Below are 17,517 nucleotides of genomic sequence, written 5' to 3'. Positions count from 1 at the left end.
ATGGGGCTCACCTCTTACCATTCCGAACAGAGAAGTTAAGCCCATTTGCGCCGATGGTACTACATTGTGGAAGAGTAGGTCGTCGCCTTTTTTAAACCCTTCAATATTTATTTATTGAAGGGTTTTTTTATATACTATAATTTGTAAGGCTACTTGGATTATAAGACTAAATAGAAATAAATTTTAATATTAAAATTATTTAGTTAAATTAGTCTTTATGGATATAGTTATCAAATCTACCTTAAATACGCTTAGTAAATCCCAAGTTTTATTATCTAAACTATCGAATGATCAACTTGGAGATATTTCAGTACCTCCATATTTTTCTAGTGTTGGCTCGCATATAAGACATATTCTAGATTTTTATAACTGTATTTTTAGTGAAGTTAATAGAGAAATAGATTTAACAGCCAGAAATAGAAATGTTGATGTGGAAACGTGTTGTGATACTGCAACTTGTTATTTAAACACTTTAATAGAAAAGGTTAGTAAGCTAAAAGGGACAGAAATAAACAGAGAAGTTTTTGTTATAGATGATTTAGGTATGGGAAAAACAAAATTGAATTATACGTTCTCTGCAATCCTAGCTCAAGCTAATAGCCATACTATTCACCATTATGCAATAATAAGTTATATTTTGGATCGAATTGATGTAGAAATTGAAGATGAAACATTTGGTTATAACCCTACTACTCCAAGACAAATAATTTTGAAATAACTATTTTTTTTTAAACATACTATTCATAATAGTGTTTAAGCCTTTAAAGGCAAAAAATATTGCAGAAGTACAAATAATAATTCCTAAAATTATAAGTGGAATATATAAAGGTTTATCTTCATTGGTAAAAGCGACATAGAGTAGTGAAGGTCCAAGAAACATGCAAATAAGAGTTATTCCCATTGTCTTGATTCCTTTTACAAGAATATCTTTATCTGTTTTATTCGTTTCCATCTTTGTAATTTTTAATAGCAGCTCTTACACTTTTATGTTTGTTTAATAACTTGGAGGCTAATTCCTTAGTAATATTTAATTCTTGTTTTATCATTCTAATACCTCTGTCTACAAGTTTATTATTACTTAATTGCATATCTACCATTTTATTTCCTTTGACATGGCCTAATTGAATCATAGTACTTGTCGTAATCATGTTTAAAACCAGTTTTTGTGCTGTACCTGCCTTCATTCTAGAACTGCCGGTTACAAATTCTGGACCTACAATTACTTCAATTGGAAATTGTGCTGTTTTAGATAAAGGACTGTCTTGATTACATGTTATACAACCTGTAATTATATTATTTTGATTGCATTTTTCTAGAGCAGCTATTACGTAAGGAGTAGTTCCTGATGCTGCAATGCCAATAGCAACATCTTTGTCACTAATATTATATTCTTGTAAATCTTTCCAACCTAGGTTTGTAGAATCTTCTGCAAACTCTACAGCGCTTCTAATTGCTGTATCACCTCCAGCAATGATGCCAATAACTAAATCGTGTGATACACCAAATGTTGGTGGGCATTCGCTTGCATCTAAAATTCCTAATCGTCCACTTGTTCCTGCTCCTAAATAAAATAAACGTCCTCCAGATTTTAATTTTTCTACAATTTTAGATACTAATTTTTCTATTTGAGGTAATGCTTTATCTACAGCTAATGGTACTGTTTTGTCCTCTTTATTTATGTTTTGAAGCAATTCGTTAATAGTCATCTTTTCTAGATGATTATAGTTTGAATCTTGTTCTGTGGTTTTAATGAATGTCATTTTGTAAAAATACGAATTTTGTTTTGCGTTAGTGATGGAAACGGCATCCTTTTGTTTTTTTACAAAAGATATAGTGTACAGCACGACCTTGCAAAACCATAAAGTTTTGTAAGGTAACGCCCAAATTAATTTATTGGATAGTATACTGTATTTCGGCAACTTCGGAAAGCCTAAAATAACCAAAAGGAAAATTTTCTGGATTGGTTAGGTTAATGCAATTACCGCGAACGGTTGCTGGTTGGGTTTCAAAAGGACCTCCACCATCATCGCTGGTTTGTTGCAAGAGTAAAAACATGAATTCGTAAAAACGTTCTGAAACTCCAAAATGTTTAGCTGTTATAGTATCTCCAGGCTCTAGGTCTTCTTCTATATATAGGCCAAAAATTTGATTACCGTTAATAAATTCGTCGGTAAGCGTATCTAATACTGGGGAATCCTCTATGCTTGACACATATTCGAAAAAATAATAATTTTCTTGTTCTGCTGGATCTGTAAAATAGACTTTTATTTCTGTTTCTTCACCAGTAAAACCACCATTGAGTTCTTGCTCTACGAAATCAATTTCACTAACCGATTTTAATGTTTCGGTTGCGTTATATACTTCATCATTGTAAATAATGGTTAGATTATAAACACCGTTAATTTCTGGAATAAATGTATTGTTTTGGTAAATTCCTGTTTGACCATCTTCCACAAATTCAAATGTATTATTATTTAAATCAGTAATACTTACTTGAGCATTATTTGCTGGTGGAATTAGGTCTTCATAAAAATCGGCAGATAAAGTAAGTTTTATGGATTGTTCATTTCCTGGGGTATCTTTTAACCAATTTATAGATGCATCTATAACTAACTTTGGGGATTCGGTAGGTACGTTTATATCTATGACATCTTCACAAGAGAATGTAAAAACACATAGTAATATTAGTATTATAACTTGCTTCATTTTCTTAAAATTTAAAATTATAGGATACAGAAGGAATGATACCAAAAATAGAGAGTTTAACAGCTTCGTTTGTTCCTGTATCGGAGTTTTCTCTAAAGCTTATGGATGCTGCATTACGTCTGTTATACATATTATAAACACCAAAAACCCAATAACTTTGTAATCCTTTTTTCTTGTCTGGTTTTCGTGTGTAATTTGCTGAGATATCTAAACGATGATAGCTAGGTAGTCTGTATTCGTTTCTATTGGTATAACTCGGTATGGTTAAATCATTATATTCGTATTGTCCGTTAGGATAGGTTACTGGTTGTCCAGATTGAAATATAAAGTTGGCATTAAAGGTCCATTTTTTATTTAGATCATAGCTAGCTGTAACAGAAATATCGTGTGTTTTATCGTAAGGCGTATTGTACCAATCTCCATTATTTATTCCGGTTTCTATTGCTGTTCTGCCAGGTGTTTGCTGTTCGGATTTAGAAAGAGTATAAGCAAACCAACCTTTAAAACGACCTTCATTTTTTCGGAATAAAATTTCTAAACCATAAGCTCTTGCTCTTCCGTTTAAAATAATTTGTTCGATAGCATCATTCGCAATTAAATTTGCACCATCTATATAATCTATTCTGTTTTTTATTTTTTTATAAAAGGATTCCACTTCTAGGGAATAAGTTCTGTCTTTAAAGTTTTTAAAATAACCAATAGCAACTTGATCTAAAATTTGTGGTTTTGCGTACTGTCCGCTTGGTGTCCAAACATCTAATGGTGTAGGAGAACTAGTGTTAGAAAGTAAATGTAAATACTGACTTAGTTTGTTATAACTAGCTTTTATAGAAGAATTTTCATTTAATTGATAGGCTAATGCAAGTCTTGGTTCTAGATTGCCGAATGATTTTAGAACTTCACTTCTACTGTAGGATTCGGTGTCTATAGGATCTGCTTTTTCATAAATTTGAAGTGCTTCGTTAAAAATAATAGGGTTATCATTTTCGTAAATATTTAATTCTTTTTGACCTAAACGTAAAAAGGAACTATAACGCAAACCGTAAGAGGCGGTTAATTTTTTGGTTAATTTATGTTCGGCATCGATATAAACCGCATTTTCAAAAGCATATTTATCTATTAATTTTCTAGGGTTTATTCCTGAAGTTTCACTAGAAGGTTCAATCTCACCAGGATTAAATTTATGGTAGATACTGTTTAAACCATATTGTAATTTTATTTTATCGTTTAAGTAATGTTTTAAGTCGTATTTAAAATTGAAGTTTCTAATACCAGAATTCCAATTAAACTCAATGAAATCTAAATTTAGTCCATAGTAATAATCGGAATATATTAATGACATATTGGAAAATAATTTATCAGAAAATAAATGATTCCATCTAAAGTTTAAAACGGAATTACCATAGGTATTTTTAAAACTTTCGCTAATGCTAAATACATCTCTGCCAAAGTAACCGGATAAATATACATTATTGTTTTTATTGATTTTATAGCTTATTTTGGTGTTTAAATCATAGAAATATGCTTTGCTATCTATATCGAAAAGTGGGAGAAATAAATGCGCATAAGACGATCTTCCTCCTAAAAGAAAAGAGGCTTTATCTTTTTTAATTGGACCTTCTAATAAAAGTCTACTGGAAACAATACCAATACCACCATTAGCATGAAAACCATTACTGTTTCCTTCTTTTTGATAGATATCTAAAACGGAAGAAACACGTCCTCCATAACGAGCAGGAATACCTCCTTTGTATAGTTTTAAATCTTTGATAGCATCTGGGTTGAATACCGAAAAGAAACCAAATAAATGGGAAGAGTTGTAGATAGTAGCTTCGTCTAGTAAAATTAAATTTTGGTCAGCCGCACCACCACGAACATTAAAGCCTGAAGCACCTTCGCCAGCAGTAGTAACACCTGGGAGCATAGTTATAGCTTTTATAACATCTGGTTCGCCAAGTATGGCAGGAATTTGTTTAATGGTACTTGAAGAGAGTGCATTGACACTCATTTGTGGCTTTTTAATATTTAATCTCTCTACATTTTCTTTAATTACAACTTCTTCTAGATTTTGAGTAGCTTCTTCTAAATAGTAATTTTTTGTAATGTCTTGCGAAAGGTTAATTGTTTCGACAACATCTGCAAAACCAATATAACTAATAATTATTTTGTAGTCTCCTTTTGGTACTGTAATAGAGTAAAAACCATATTCATTTGTTGTTGTTCCTGTTTGTAATTCTGGGATGATGATGTTTACGCTAATAAGTGTTTCATTACTTACTGCCTCTTGAATAGTACCGCTTAAAGTGACTTTTTCTTGCGCAATTATGGAGGATACATTAAAACAAAAGAATAGAAGTAAATTAATTATTTTCTTTGACATGTATTAATAATTTTGAATTAAATGTATAAAAAAAGCTCCTAGAAAGGAGCTTTTTTAGATTAATTTTGAATTATTTTATTGTATTTAAAATAGTATTAAAGGTATTACTTGGCTTCATTGCTTTACTAGTTAAAGTATCATTTGGCTCATAATAACCTTCTATATTTACAGGTTTTCCTTGTACTTCATTTAGCTCATTTACAATAACGCTTTCGTTTTCGCTTAAAGATTTTGCAATAGGAGTAAAGGTTTCTTTTAAATCGGCATCTTTATCTTGATTCGCTAAAGCTTCTGCCCAGTACATTGCTAAATAAAAATGGCTTCCTCTGTTATCTAATTCGTTAACTTTTCGAGAAGGGCCTTTTTTATTTTCTAATAATTTTTCGGTAGCATCATCTAAAGTAGCCCCTAAAACTTTAGCTCTTTCATTGCTATTTGTTTCTCCTAGGTGTTCTAAAGAAACTGCAAGTGCTAAAAATTCACCTAAAGAATCCCAACGTAAATGGTTTTCTTCTACAAATTGTTGTACGTGTTTTGGTGCAGAACCTCCAGCTCCAGTTTCAAATAAACCGCCACCATTCATTAAAGGAACAATAGAAAGCATTTTAGCAGAAGTACCTAATTCTAAAATAGGAAATAAATCTGTTAAGTAATCTCGTAAAACGTTTCCAGAAACTGAAATAGTGTCTTTACCATCTTTAATTCTTTCTAATGTAAAATTAGTTGCAGCAATTGGATCAAGAATTCTAATATCTAAGTTAGAAGTATCATGATCTAAAAGGTAAGTGTTTACTTTTTTAATTAATTCGGCATCATGCGCTCTTTTTTTATCTAGCCAAAAAACAGCAGGAGTTTGAGATGCTTTAGCACGTGTAACTGCTAATTTTACCCAATCTTGAATTGGCGCATCCTTTACTTGACACATTCTCCAGATATCTCCAGCTTCTACTTTATGATTTAAAAGAACAGTTCCTGAAGCGTCAATTACTTCAACTTCCCCATCACTTTCTATTTCGAAAGTCTTATCGTGAGAGCCGTATTCTTCTGCTTTTTGGGCCATTAGTCCAACATTAGGAACAGTTCCCATGGTAGTAGGATCGAAAGCACCATGTTTTTTACAAAAATCAATAGTAGCAATATACATTCCTGCATAACTACTATCTGGAATTACCGCTTTTGTGTCTTGTTGTTTTCCTTCTGCATTCCACATTTGCCCAGAAGTACGAATCATTGCTGGCATGGATGCATCAATAATAACATCACTTGGTACATGTAGATTTGTAATACCTCTATCGCTATTAACCATAGCTAAATCGGCACTATGATCTAACGCATAACGTATATCTTCTCTAATCTCGTCACGTTTGGCTTCAGGTAATTCACTTAATTTATCTAGTAAGTTTCCAAAACCATTATTAACATCTACACCAATTTTATCGAATGTATTACCATGTTTTTCAAATAAGTCACTAAAGAAAACTCGTACTGCATGACCAAATATAATTGGATCACTAACTTTCATCATTGTTGCTTTCATGTGTAATGAAAACAATACGCTTTTGTCTAAAGCATCTTCAACTTGTTCTTCTAAAAAAGCAATTAAGGCTTTTTTACTCATTATTGTTGCATCAATAATTTCTCCTTTAAGTAGATCTAAACCTTCTTTTAAGTTGGTTTGATTTCCTTTACTATCTGTATGAACAATTTTTATAGTTGTAGCATCTGCTAATGTTATTGATTTTTCATTATGTGCAAAATCACCATGTGTCATCGTTGCCACATGTGTTTTTGAATCTTTACTCCAAGCTCCCATAGAATGTGGGTTCTTTTTCGCATAATTTTTAACTGCTTTAGGAGCACGACGATCGGAGTTTCCTTCACGTAATACCGGATTTACAGCACTACCTTTTACTTTATCGTAACGAGATTTTATATTTTTTTCTTCAGCAGTTTCTGCTTCATCTGGATAGTTAGGTAAAGCGTATCCTTTCTCTTGTAACTCAGAAATAGCAGCTTTTAATTGTGGTACAGAGGCACTAATATTAGGAAGTTTAATAATATTAGCTTCAGGTTTTTTTACTAATTCTCCTAATTCTGCTAATGTATCATTAACACGTTGATCTTCTGGTAATAAATCTGAAAAAGCAGCTAATATTCTGGCAGCTAGTGATATATCTCTGGTTTCTACTTTTACTCCTGCAGAGTTTGTAAAAGCTTGAACTATTGGTAAAAAAGAATGTGTCGCTAACGCAGGAGCTTCATCAGTCTTCGTGTAAATTATTGTAGAAATTTTTGTCATGTTTATTTTGTTTGCGGAATTTAATAGTGCTTAAAATTTAAGCTTAGCAAATATACAAAAAAGCACTAGTTAATCGAAATAAGTATAGTTTTGATACATCATATTTAAGAAGATTTTAATAAAAGAGAATTATTATTACGAAATATGTTTTATTCCACCTTAATTCTGTACATACTTAAAAGGCCTAATAATCCATTTTTACTAAATTTTGCAGCTTTTATTTTGTTTTTTTCTGGATGGATGGTATAATTTTTTGCAGTTGTAAAATCTGCCTTTTCAAGGTTTGAGTTGTCAAAGATGGCTTCCAATAAATTGCAGCTTGAGAATTTAGCATTCGTTAGGTTTGTTTCTGTAAAATCAACAGATTCTAGATTACAAGTATTAAAAAAAGTATTTTTAATATCTAATAAATAAAAGGAAGATAGACTTAAATTACAATCTTTAAAATTTAGTTCTAGTAGAAAGGAATTACATTCGTTAAAAGGAAAGCCAATCATTTTACAATTAATAAAGTTTATATCTTTAAATGTTACTCCCTTAACTTTAACGTTACTTAAATTACAATCTATAAATTCACATTCTAAAAACGAATTGTTTGTTAAGTAGCTATTAGTAAAAATACAATTTATAAAGGTACAATTATCGTACTCGGCTTTTGCTAATTCTGTAGTAGTATAATCTTTATTTTTGTAAGTTATATCGTTTATAAAAGGAAGGTTCATTTAAAAATATAATAAGGATTGTTTTTGTAAATGTATAGAAAGCATATATAACACAAAAGCCATATCACATAGAATTTAATCTAGTGGGATATGGCTTTCTTTGAAATAGTTAGGCATGATCCATTTAACATTGATTTAAAATTTTCATATTAAAACAATTATGGTTTCAAGTTTCACTATATCAATAAACATTTTATGTTGTAACTTTCAAAATGTATTGACTTGTTACTAAAATGTTTCTGTTAATTGTTTTTCTTGATATTTATTTTTTTTGTTTCACTTTCGTGATACATTTCTATTAAATATTACTTTTTTTAATAGTTTTCACTTTCGTGTCAACTACTTATTAAAGCTTTCCATTTTACTAGTTACTATCTGCCTAAGCATATACTACTTTTTAAAACTTCATGATTTTTCAGTGAATCACATTTACACATGTTACTTTAAAACCTCAAAAAACAATTAAATAAAGAACGTTTCTCTATAGAATTTCAATTTTCATTCTCTTTAACAAGAAACTCACAGTTGTGATTTGTAATTCTTTAGCTAATATACAACAAGAACTTAAAACAACAAACGCTTCAAGGTGTTAGTTATCAACGTTTTGTAAACAAGAGTTATTAACTTTTGTTGATAACATGGAGACGAAAAAAAGCCCAGATTTCTCAGGGCTTTTAAAAATAATATTAAACGTTTATTAAGAACGTCTCTTTTCTGTAATTCTAGCTTTCTTACCAGTAAGACCTCTAAAGTAGAAGATACGTGCTCTACGTACTTTACCTCTTTTGTTTACTTCTACTTTTTGTAAAGCAGGTAAGTTTACAGGGAAAATACGTTCTACACCAACAGTTCCAGACATTTTTCTAATAGTAAATGTCTCTGATGATCCAGTTCCTCTGCGTTGTAAAACAACACCTCTAAAGAACTGTGTACGTACTTTTTCTCCTTCTCTAATTTCGTAATACACTGTAATAGTGTCTCCAGCTCCAAACTCTGGAAAGTCTTTTCTTGTTACAAACTCGTCTTGTACAAATTTTATTAAAGATTCCATCTTTATTAATTTTTATTAGTTATTTCAAGGCAACATTCGCGATTCTCGCCAGAGGTTAGCTCAAAAGTGGTGCAAATATAGATATAAAAATACAATTACCAAGCAACAAAATAAAAAATAAATAAACTTTTTAAACTTATGAATTATAAGGGTTTGGGCGTTACTTTTTGTAAGTATATTTAGGTGCTCAATACACAATAGCAACACAAAAAGTCAGGCTTTCCAGGCTCGCTTTTTTTTTTAAAATAACAAAAAAGAGCTCAAACAACCTTTCAATCCTTAACGCAGCAATCTGTTTCTAACTTATATATTGTTTATTATTTTTGCTTTATAGGTAGGTATACATCTTCTTCAGATGCTGGTGAATCATGAATATATTTCTGTCCTAGTACATTAAAATGAAGCCTGTTATCTAGTGCATATTCCGAACTTGGTAACCATTCGGTAAAAATGTATTGCATCATTTTAGAAAAATCTTTTGCTAATCCTTTATAGGTAAAAACAGCATATAAACCACTAGCTATAGTTATACTTTGCATGCCTTCAGGAATGTTCTCTGTATTTTCAACTTCTAAAGTTGCCCATTTTTTAAAGTTATTATTAGGGTTAAAATTTTTAAAATAATCCACATTATATTCTGTTACTTCGTATATATCTGAACCAATAGTAGTTTTTATTAAGTTTCTATTTGGCATAAAACCAGAAAATAATTCGAAAGTTTTGTTATCTATTAAAGACATTTTAACAGCTTTTCCAACTAATTTTTTTTCAGATACAGTCTCTATTCTTGGTAGCATATGTGGATTTTAAAATGGTTTTTAATTAATCGTCTAATAAATCAGGTCTTCTATCTTTAGTACGTTGATAAGCTTGTTCTTCACGCCATTTTTCTATTTTAGCATGGTTACCGCTAAATAACAATTCTGGTACTTGCCATCCTTTGTATTCTCTTGGTTTTGTATAAATGGGTGGCGCTAGTAAATTGTCTTGAAAAGAGTCTGTTAACGCAGAAGTTTCGTTTCCTAAAACACCTGGAATTAATCGTATTATCGCATCGCATAGCACAGCTGCCCCAAGTTCTCCACCAGATAAAACATAATCTCCAATAGAGATTTCTTTGGTAATAAATTGATCGCGAACGCGTTGGTCTACACCTTTGTAATGTCCGCATAGAATAATAATATTTTCTTTTAAAGAAAGATGATTTGCCATTCCTTGGTTTAGGGTTTCTCCATCTGGAGTCATATATATCACTTCTTCGTAATGACGTTCTTCTTTTAATCTAGTAATACATTTATCTATGGGTTCAATCATCATGACCATTCCTGCACCACCACCAAATTGAGTATCGTCTATAGATTTGTAATTGTCTGTGGTATAATCACGTAAATTATGAAAGTGTACTTCTACCAAATCCGCTTCAATGGCACGTTTAAGTATAGAAGCACTAAATGGGCTTTCTAATAATTCTGGTAAAACGGTTATAATATCAATTCTCATGCGTATTTTTTATAAGTTGCAAAGATGCAAAGAATATGATGAAAAATAAAGGATTAAACTTTGGAGTTTTTCCAAAAGAAATGCAAATCGGAATCTGGTTTAAAACCTAATCGTTTGTATAGGTTTTGCGCAGGATTATTTGCAGCAGTTTGAATAGCTAAACCTTTGTTGTTTTCTTGTTGACATAAAACCTTTGCTTGATTAATAAGTGCTTCTCCAATACCAAGGTTTCTATATGCTGCATCTATATATAAATCATTTAGTAAGTACATTTCACGCATAGAAACTGAAGAATACAAAGGGTATAACTGCGTGAAACCAACAGCCTTTTCTTTTAAATAAGCTATAAAGATTACAGCGTCTTTATTTTCTATACGTTTCTTTAAAAATGCTTTTGCAGCTTCAGGATTTGATGCTTGTTTATAAAAAATTCGGTAATTATTGAAAAGAGGTGTTAACGCTTCTATATGATCTATTGTTGCAGTAATTATATTCATAAAAAAAATCTGTAATGTGAAATTACAGATTTTTTAATTATTTCAAGATTCCCTTGAGGTATTATTTTATAAAGATTAGCTATTATTTTTTTGTTTGTTTAATTCGTCTTGCAGTTGACGTCTAACTTTTTGCTCACGTTCTAAAGCTATTTTTCTGTGTTCTTCAAACTCTTCTTCTATTTCGGATAAAGATTTATTTGCTTCTCGAGTTATTGCATTACTGTTTTTAAATTTGTAGATAAAAAATAGTAAAAAGGCTAATAGAGCTCCAATAATAGACCACATTAAAACGTTATATCCAGATTTGCTCATTTGGATTCCAAATAAAGACATGCTATCTTTTTCTTGATTAGTTTGCTCTAAAGTACCTTGCGTATTTGTTAAACTTGCTTTTAAAGTAGCAATTTCTTTTGCTTGACTATTTACTACAGCTTGCGTTTTGGTTAAGTTTTTATGCACCGTTTTTAAAGAGTCAATAGTGTGCGCTCTTAAAGTGAGTAGCATACTTCGTTTAACAGCTTCATAAGGTTGTCCATTAGTACCTTTAAAATTTCCAGACTTTCTTAAAATATATTCAAATTGATTATCTATTGTGCCACTATTTAATGAAAGGTTGTCTTCTTCTTCCGCATTATTTGTTTGTGCATTAATAGTAGTACAAAATAAAGATATGGATAGAATTATAAGAAATTTAAAAGAATTCATTTAGAAAATTAGTTTGGTTTATTTTTTACGAAAATAACAAATTATGTTTATTTAGATGCTTAATGCCTTTCAAAATGATTACAAAAACAAAGATTTAACATAATTTTTTTTAATTAAAAAGCCTCACAAAAGTGAGGCTTAAATATATACGTTAGTAATTAAACTTTAGATGTTTTAGTAATAAGTATGTCTTCTAACTTTTGCAATATATTTTGCTAAACGAATGACCTGGTGGCTATATCCATATTCGTTATCATACCATATATATAAGATTGCATTTTTACCATCTTTTCTAACAATAGTTGCTTTGCTATCGTATATAGAAGGCGCAGAGCACCCAACGATATCACTAGATACTAATTCGTCACTTAATTCGTATTTTATTTGTTCTACTAAATCCCCTTCTAATGCATACTTTTTCATAATCGTATTTAAGCCTTCTACAGAGGTTGGGTTTTCTAATTCTAAATTTAAAATAGCTAAAGACCCATTTGGTACAGGAACACGAATAGCATTAGAAGTTAATTTGCCTTCCAAACTAGGTAAGGCTTTGCTAACTGCTTTTCCTGCTCCAGTTTCTGTAATTACCATGTTTAATGCAGCTGCACGTCCACGTCTGTATTTACTATGAAAATTATCTACTAAATTTTGATCATTAGTATATGCATGAATCGTTTCTAGATGTCCAGATTTTACACCAAAAGAATCTTCTACCGCTTTTAAAATTGGTGTAATAGCATTTGTGGTACATGAAGCTGCAGAAAAAACATGTACTTCGTCTGGATTGTGTTCTCTATGATTTACACCATGTACAATATTTGGTACACCTTTACCTGGCGCAGTAAGTAATACTTTATCAGTTCCTTTCGATTTTAAGTGTCTTCCTAAAGCCTCATCATCTCTAAAAGCTCCAGTATTATCAATTACTAAAGCGTTATTTATATCGTATTTTGTATAATCTATATCTTCTGGTGCGTTTGCAGAAATAATATTTACGGTTGTACCATTAATAATTAATGCGCTATTTTCGACGTCAATAGAAACGGTTCCAGAAAAATCACCATGCACAGAATCGTTACGTAATAAAGAAGCTCTTTTTTCTAAAACAGTTGCATTAACTGCACCACGAGTTACAATAGCTCTTAAACGTAATTGAGTTCCTTTACCAGCTTTGGTCATTAATTCTCTAGCTACTAATCGACCAATTCTACCAAAACCATAAAGCACTACATCTTTAGGTTTAATACTTCCATTTTTGCTAGCATCTTTAAGTTTGTCGGCTACAAATGCAGTTGCATTATTGTAATTTCCTTCTTCTATGTGGTACTCATAGGTTAATTTACCAATATCTAATTTGGCAGGAGGAAGGTCTAGGGTCTTAATTGCCTGAGCAATTTCTACAGAATCAAAAATAGAAATTGGTTTTTGTACAAACTCACAAGCATATTCATGTAAGTTTAAAATGTCGCTAACATTTTTATCTATTAATTGATTTCTAAAAATAACTAGTTCGATAGATTTATCGTACCAAAGGTCGCTTACTATTTTAATAAATTCTACAGTAGCTCTACGTCTATCTGCTTGAAAAGCTAATTCGCTTTCATAAGTTTCGTTAATAGGCATTGTTAAAATATTTTTGTGTTGTTAATTTTTTTGCAAAAGTAACATATTTCAAACGTTTTCGTAGCTAATTTTACACAAAATAAAAACGCTCTAGAAAAGGCTAGAGCGTTTGTAATAAAAAGGTGTTTTTTTTTAGAATTATCTAAAGTTATATCTTTCTTTTTCGCCTTTAGAGTTTATTAGTTCTATGCGTAACAATTCATTAGTTTGTCTATTTTTTAATATGGTTTGTACATCTTCAATACTATTTACTTTAATATCGTTAATAGCAGTAATAATATCACCAACTTGTACGCCGTTGTTCATCCAATAGCCTAAGTAGTTCTTGTTATTGGTTAAACTTGCAATTTTTACACCATTGTCTGTTTTGTATTTTTTAAGGTCTTTTGCTTTTGCATTTTTAATTACTCCAATAATGGGAACGGTTAAAGTTTCATTTTTAAGTAATGTTACAGGAAAAACCCTTTGTTCTCCATTTCTTAAAACCGTAACGTTAATTACATCTTTCGGACTTTTTGAGTTTAGAAATCCTTTTAAGTCGGAGAATTTTTTAATATCTACATTTTCTAATTTTTGAATAATATCACCGCTTTTTAATCCAGCTATATCTGCTCCAGAATCTTCTTCTACTTCTTCAATGTAAAACCCTTCGCTTGTGTTTAATCCGAATTTTTCAGCATAACCAGAACTTATAGGACTTCCAGATACACCTAGAATTCCGTTTTGTACATTACCAAATTCCATAATATCTTGTACTACTTTTTTTGCAATATTACTTGGTACAGCAAAAGAATAGCCAATATAAGATCCCGTTTGCGATGTAATAGCAGTATTAATTCCTATTAAATCCCCATTTGTATTTACCAAAGCACCACCAGAATTCCCAGGATTTACAGCGGCGTCTGTTTGTATAAAAGACTGATTGCTTAAACCAGATAAATCTCTTGATTTTGCGCTAATAATTCCAGCTGTGACTGTTGATGTTAAATTAAAAGGATTACCAATTGCAAGAACCCATTCGCCAATTTTGGCTTCGTCGCTATCGCCAAAAACAGTAAATGGTAATTCTTCATCAGCTTCCACTTTAATTAAGGCAATATCTGTTTTTTCATCTGTACCAATAATAGTAGCATCATAGGTTTTGTTGTTATTCATTGTTACAGTAAGCTCTCTAGAACCAGCAATAACATGGTTATTGGTAATAATATAACCATCTGGCGAAATGATAACACCAGAACCCGTACCAACTTGTGCACGTTGTGGTTGTCTTCCAAAAAACAAATCTTCATAGGTCATTTGTTTAGAGTTTATTGTTGTGTTTTTTACGTGAACTACAGTATGTACTGTTTTTTCTGCAGCAGCTTCAAAGTTCACATCTCTATCTGGAGTAAAATTTGCATTACTTGTGTGGTTTACAGGAAAACTAAAAGGTTGTTCTTGCTTTTCTTGCACTACAACATGCTGTTCTTTTTCCATAAAAATTTTATAAGCACCTAGAGTAATTGCTCCTCCTAATGCTGAAACGAATAATAGGGATAAAATCTTTTTCATAATTATATATCTGTTTAGTATAAAAAGGTTAACGATTAAAATTAAAAATTTGTTGTTTAATAAAATCAACTTTAACGCGTATTTAACACCTATTAATACCGTTTAATATTGTTATATTTGTCGTAATAATTACTATTTAATGACACACACTTTTTATAAATATCAAGGAACAGGAAACGATTTTGTGATGATAGATAATCGGAGCAATACCTTTAATAAGAAAGACACAAAGAAGGTTGCTTTTTTATGCGATAGACGTTTTGGTATTGGAGCAGATGGATTGATTTTACTAGAAAATCATGATACTGCTGATTTTAAGATGGTGTATTATAATGCAGATGGAAATGAAAGTACCATGTGTGGAAATGGAGGAAGATGTATTGTTGCTTTTGCAAAATTTTTAAATATTATTAATACACATACTACTTTTGAAGCTGTAGATGGTATGCATGATGCTATTGTAGAAAAGGATATAGTAAAGTTACATATGCAAAATGTAGATTTGGTTGAAAAACATGCCAATCACATCTTCTTAAATACAGGTTCGCCACATCATGTACAAAAAGAAGCGAATTTAAAAACCTTAGATATTAAAACCGAAGGAGCAAAAATTAGATATGGAATCCCTTATAATGAAGCTGGAACAAATGTAAATTTCGTTTCGAAAGTTAACGATACTACTTTTGCTGTTCGAACTTACGAACGTGGCGTAGAAGACGAAACATTATCTTGTGGAACAGGTGTTACTGCAGTTGCAATTGCCATGCATTTTATTGGAGAAACCGAAAAAAATATAATCCGCTTACAAGTAGAAGGAGGCGAACTACAAGTGTCCTTTGATAGAAAGGGAAAAACGTATCAAAATGTTTGGCTAATTGGTCCTGCAAAACAAGTTTTTAAAGGAACTATTTCATGATTACATTAAAAGGTGAACATATATATTTACGAGCTTTAGAGCCTGAAGATTTAGCGTTTATTCATACGATTGAAAACGACGAAAGTATTTGGGAAATTAGCAATACTATAACACCATACTCTAAATATTTAATAAAGCAATATTTAGAGCATGCACACAAAGATATTTACGAAGTAAAACAACTACGACTTGTCATTTCTAGTTACGATGATGTAGCGCTTGGTATGATTGATATTTTTGATTTCGATTTTAAAAACCGAAGAGCAGGAATTGGTATTCTAGTAAAAGAAGAAGCAAATAGACAAAAAGGTTTTGGAAAAGAAGCTTTGCGTTTGTTGGTCAATTATTGTTTTACTCACCTAGATTTACATCAATTATATTGTAATATTTCAGAAGAAAATAAAGCAAGCCAGAAGCTCTTTACCAATCAAGGTTTTCAAGAAATAGGATTAAAAAAAGACTGGAATCTAGTCCATAATAAATTTAAAAACGAATATATTTTTCAACTCATTAATAAATAAATGTACTTTAAAAAAATACTTTTAGCAATAGCCGTTATAGGGTTAATCGTTGCTGCTTTTTTCGCAAATTTTGTGTATAAAGCCATGTTTAAACCAAATACAAACTTTAATAATGAAGAGGCATATATATATGTGTCTAGTACTGCGGATTATAATGAAGTGCGAGAACAACTTTCACCATTATTGAAAGATATGGATGCATTTGATGCTTTAGCAGAAAAAAAGAAGTATAATACCAATCTTAAAGCAGGAAGATTTGTTGTTAAGAAAGGAATGAATAATAATGAAATTATAAATTCTATTCGAAGTAAAAATATTCCGTTAGATCTAAGTTTTAATAATCAAGAACGATTAGAAAATTTAGCTGGTCGAATTGCATTTCAAATAGAAGCAGATAGTATTTCCCTTTTAAAGGCAATGAAGGAAGAAACATTTTTAAAGGAAAACGGATTTAATAAAGAATCCGCATTGTCTATGTATATTCCAAATAGTTATGAAATATATTGGAATACTTCAGCCGAAGCATTTAGAAATAAAATGCTGAAAGAATATAAAAATTTCTGGAATGCTTCTAGAACTCAAAAACGAAATGCACTACATCTTTCTACTAATGAAGTCATGTCTATTGCTGCTATTGTACATAAAGAAACAGCAAAGGTTGACGAAAGACCTCGTGTTGCTGGTGTATACTTAAATAGAATAAGAAAAGGTATGCCTTTACAAGCAGATCCAACGGTTATTTATGCTAAAAAATTGAAGGAAAATGATTTTAACCAAGTCATTAAACGTGTTTTATATAAGGATTTAGAAATAGATTCAAAATACAATACCTATAAATATCCTGGTATCCCTCCAGGACCAATTACAATGCCAGATGTGTCTGCAATTGATGCGGTTTTAAATGCAGAAAAACACAGTTATTATTATTTTGTTGCCAATGTGAAGAATTTTGGATACCACAAATTTGCAAAAACATTAAGCCAACATAATGCCAATAGAAATGAATATGTACGTTGGATTAATAAACAAGGAATAAACAGGTAACT

At 30.8% G+C, this 17,517-nt stretch carries 17 protein-coding genes and 1 rRNA gene; 5 read left to right on the top strand and 13 right to left on the bottom strand.

Annotated features, from left to right (window positions below):
- Together rrf and ACVC3Y_RS07430 are read left to right on the top strand one after the other, a co-directional pair.
- Window positions 1–91: ribosomal RNA gene (rrf, locus tag ACVC3Y_RS07435) — 5S ribosomal RNA — on the top strand; the annotation flags it as partial.
- A gap of 126 nt (window positions 92–217) precedes the next feature.
- Entirely contained in the window at window positions 218–718 is a 501-nt protein-coding gene (locus ACVC3Y_RS07430) for a hypothetical protein (protein ID WP_303424038.1), read from the top strand.
- On the opposite strand, the gene ACVC3Y_RS07425 is transcribed toward ACVC3Y_RS07430, so the two are convergent.
- The 13 genes from ACVC3Y_RS07425 to ACVC3Y_RS07365 form a co-directional block, all read right to left on the bottom strand.
- The gene (locus tag ACVC3Y_RS07425) at window positions 719–952 is read right to left on the bottom strand and encodes a DUF6095 family protein (RefSeq protein ID WP_452226529.1); all 234 of its coding nucleotides are present in this window, start codon (window positions 950–952) and stop codon (window positions 719–721) included. It lies immediately after the preceding gene.
- Window positions 939–1,760: an N-acetylmuramic acid 6-phosphate etherase gene (gene murQ / locus ACVC3Y_RS07420; RefSeq protein WP_452226528.1), complete on the bottom strand. Its 822-nt coding sequence runs from the start codon at window positions 1,758–1,760 to the stop codon at window positions 939–941. The genes ACVC3Y_RS07425 and murQ overlap by 14 nt, the downstream gene beginning before the upstream one ends.
- 130 nt (window positions 1,761–1,890) lie before the next feature.
- A complete protein-coding gene (locus tag ACVC3Y_RS07415; protein ID WP_452226527.1) occupies window positions 1,891–2,706 on the bottom strand; it encodes a DUF4249 domain-containing protein in 816 nt (271 codons plus the stop codon).
- A gap of 4 nt (window positions 2,707–2,710) precedes the next feature.
- The gene (locus ACVC3Y_RS07410; protein ID WP_303424042.1) at window positions 2,711–5,086 is read right to left on the bottom strand and encodes a TonB-dependent receptor; all 2,376 of its coding nucleotides are present in this window, start codon (window positions 5,084–5,086) and stop codon (window positions 2,711–2,713) included.
- 70 nt (window positions 5,087–5,156) lie between these two features.
- Window positions 5,157–7,385 carry an NADP-dependent isocitrate dehydrogenase gene (locus ACVC3Y_RS07405; RefSeq protein ID WP_452226526.1) on the bottom strand — a complete coding sequence of 743 codons (2,229 nt, stop codon included), beginning with the start codon at window positions 7,383–7,385 and terminating at the stop codon, window positions 5,157–5,159.
- A 149-nt stretch (window positions 7,386–7,534) separates the two neighbouring features.
- Window positions 7,535–8,107 (bottom strand): pentapeptide repeat-containing protein, encoded by a 573-nt coding sequence (locus ACVC3Y_RS07400; protein WP_303424044.1) that lies wholly within the window; start codon window positions 8,105–8,107, stop codon window positions 7,535–7,537.
- A 697-nt stretch (window positions 8,108–8,804) separates the two neighbouring features.
- Window positions 8,805–9,158: a 50S ribosomal protein L19 gene (gene rplS, locus ACVC3Y_RS07395; protein WP_303424045.1), complete on the bottom strand. Its 354-nt coding sequence runs from the start codon at window positions 9,156–9,158 to the stop codon at window positions 8,805–8,807.
- Between the two features lie 317 nt (window positions 9,159–9,475).
- Window positions 9,476–9,955, bottom strand: coding sequence for a GyrI-like domain-containing protein (locus ACVC3Y_RS07390; RefSeq protein WP_303424046.1), 480 nt, complete (start codon window positions 9,953–9,955; stop codon window positions 9,476–9,478).
- Between the two features lie 25 nt (window positions 9,956–9,980).
- Window positions 9,981–10,658, bottom strand: a complete 678-nt coding sequence (gene trmD, locus ACVC3Y_RS07385; RefSeq protein WP_452226525.1) for a tRNA (guanosine(37)-N1)-methyltransferase TrmD — start codon at window positions 10,656–10,658, stop codon at window positions 9,981–9,983.
- 53 nt (window positions 10,659–10,711) lie between these two features.
- Window positions 10,712–11,155, bottom strand: coding sequence for a GNAT family N-acetyltransferase (locus ACVC3Y_RS07380; protein WP_303424048.1), 444 nt, complete (start codon window positions 11,153–11,155; stop codon window positions 10,712–10,714).
- A 75-nt stretch (window positions 11,156–11,230) separates the two neighbouring features.
- Complete coding sequence (locus ACVC3Y_RS07375) at window positions 11,231–11,860, bottom strand: tRNA (guanine-N1)-methyltransferase (protein ID WP_303424049.1); 630 nt, start codon at window positions 11,858–11,860, stop codon at window positions 11,231–11,233.
- A 174-nt stretch (window positions 11,861–12,034) separates the two neighbouring features.
- Entirely contained in the window at window positions 12,035–13,483 is a 1,449-nt protein-coding gene (locus ACVC3Y_RS07370; RefSeq protein ID WP_452226524.1) for a glyceraldehyde-3-phosphate dehydrogenase, read from the bottom strand.
- A gap of 138 nt (window positions 13,484–13,621) precedes the next feature.
- Complete coding sequence (locus ACVC3Y_RS07365) at window positions 13,622–15,034, bottom strand: trypsin-like peptidase domain-containing protein (RefSeq protein WP_303424051.1); 1,413 nt, start codon at window positions 15,032–15,034, stop codon at window positions 13,622–13,624.
- Between the two features lie 139 nt (window positions 15,035–15,173).
- Here ACVC3Y_RS07365 and dapF point away from each other — a divergent pair, with 139 nt between their 5' ends.
- From dapF to mltG, 3 genes are read left to right on the top strand one after another with little or no spacing between them, the layout of a single operon-like run.
- Window positions 15,174–15,950: a diaminopimelate epimerase gene (gene dapF / locus ACVC3Y_RS07360; RefSeq protein ID WP_303424052.1), complete on the top strand. Its 777-nt coding sequence runs from the start codon at window positions 15,174–15,176 to the stop codon at window positions 15,948–15,950.
- Complete coding sequence (locus ACVC3Y_RS07355; protein ID WP_303424053.1) at window positions 15,947–16,471, top strand: GNAT family N-acetyltransferase; 525 nt, start codon at window positions 15,947–15,949, stop codon at window positions 16,469–16,471. Before dapF ends, ACVC3Y_RS07355 begins: the two co-directional genes overlap by 4 nt.
- Complete coding sequence (gene mltG, locus ACVC3Y_RS07350; protein WP_452226523.1) at window positions 16,472–17,515, top strand: endolytic transglycosylase MltG; 1,044 nt, start codon at window positions 16,472–16,474, stop codon at window positions 17,513–17,515.
- The last annotated feature ends 2 nt before the right edge of the window (window positions 17,516–17,517 follow it).

The organism is Lacinutrix cladophorae (genome assembly GCF_053604645.1).
This window is presented reverse-complemented; position numbering and strand designations above follow the sequence as displayed.

Excerpts from the sequence above, each read along its gene's own strand:
- ACVC3Y_RS07430 (WP_303424038.1), top strand. The coding sequence starts at position 218 with ATGGATATAGTTATCAAATCTACCTTAAATACGCTTAGTAAATCCCAA.
- ACVC3Y_RS07425 (WP_452226529.1), bottom strand. The coding sequence starts at position 952 with ATGGAAACGAATAAAACAGATAAAGATATTCTTGTAAAAGGAATCAAG.
- murQ (WP_452226528.1), bottom strand. The coding sequence starts at position 1,760 with ATGACATTCATTAAAACCACAGAACAAGATTCAAACTATAATCATCTA.
- ACVC3Y_RS07415 (WP_452226527.1), bottom strand. The coding sequence starts at position 2,706 with ATGAAGCAAGTTATAATACTAATATTACTATGTGTTTTTACATTCTCT.
- ACVC3Y_RS07410 (WP_303424042.1), bottom strand. The coding sequence starts at position 5,086 with ATGTCAAAGAAAATAATTAATTTACTTCTATTCTTTTGTTTTAATGTA.
- ACVC3Y_RS07405 (WP_452226526.1), bottom strand. The coding sequence starts at position 7,385 with ATGACAAAAATTTCTACAATAATTTACACGAAGACTGATGAAGCTCCT.
- ACVC3Y_RS07400 (WP_303424044.1), bottom strand. The coding sequence starts at position 8,107 with ATGAACCTTCCTTTTATAAACGATATAACTTACAAAAATAAAGATTAT.
- rplS (WP_303424045.1), bottom strand. The coding sequence starts at position 9,158 with ATGGAATCTTTAATAAAATTTGTACAAGACGAGTTTGTAACAAGAAAA.
- ACVC3Y_RS07390 (WP_303424046.1), bottom strand. The coding sequence starts at position 9,955 with ATGCTACCAAGAATAGAGACTGTATCTGAAAAAAAATTAGTTGGAAAA.
- trmD (WP_452226525.1), bottom strand. The coding sequence starts at position 10,658 with ATGAGAATTGATATTATAACCGTTTTACCAGAATTATTAGAAAGCCCA.
- ACVC3Y_RS07380 (WP_303424048.1), bottom strand. The coding sequence starts at position 11,155 with ATGAATATAATTACTGCAACAATAGATCATATAGAAGCGTTAACACCT.
- ACVC3Y_RS07375 (WP_303424049.1), bottom strand. The coding sequence starts at position 11,860 with ATGAATTCTTTTAAATTTCTTATAATTCTATCCATATCTTTATTTTGT.
- ACVC3Y_RS07370 (WP_452226524.1), bottom strand. The coding sequence starts at position 13,483 with ATGCCTATTAACGAAACTTATGAAAGCGAATTAGCTTTTCAAGCAGAT.
- ACVC3Y_RS07365 (WP_303424051.1), bottom strand. The coding sequence starts at position 15,034 with ATGAAAAAGATTTTATCCCTATTATTCGTTTCAGCATTAGGAGGAGCA.
- dapF (WP_303424052.1), top strand. The coding sequence starts at position 15,174 with ATGACACACACTTTTTATAAATATCAAGGAACAGGAAACGATTTTGTG.
- ACVC3Y_RS07355 (WP_303424053.1), top strand. The coding sequence starts at position 15,947 with ATGATTACATTAAAAGGTGAACATATATATTTACGAGCTTTAGAGCCT.
- mltG (WP_452226523.1), top strand. The coding sequence starts at position 16,472 with ATGTACTTTAAAAAAATACTTTTAGCAATAGCCGTTATAGGGTTAATC.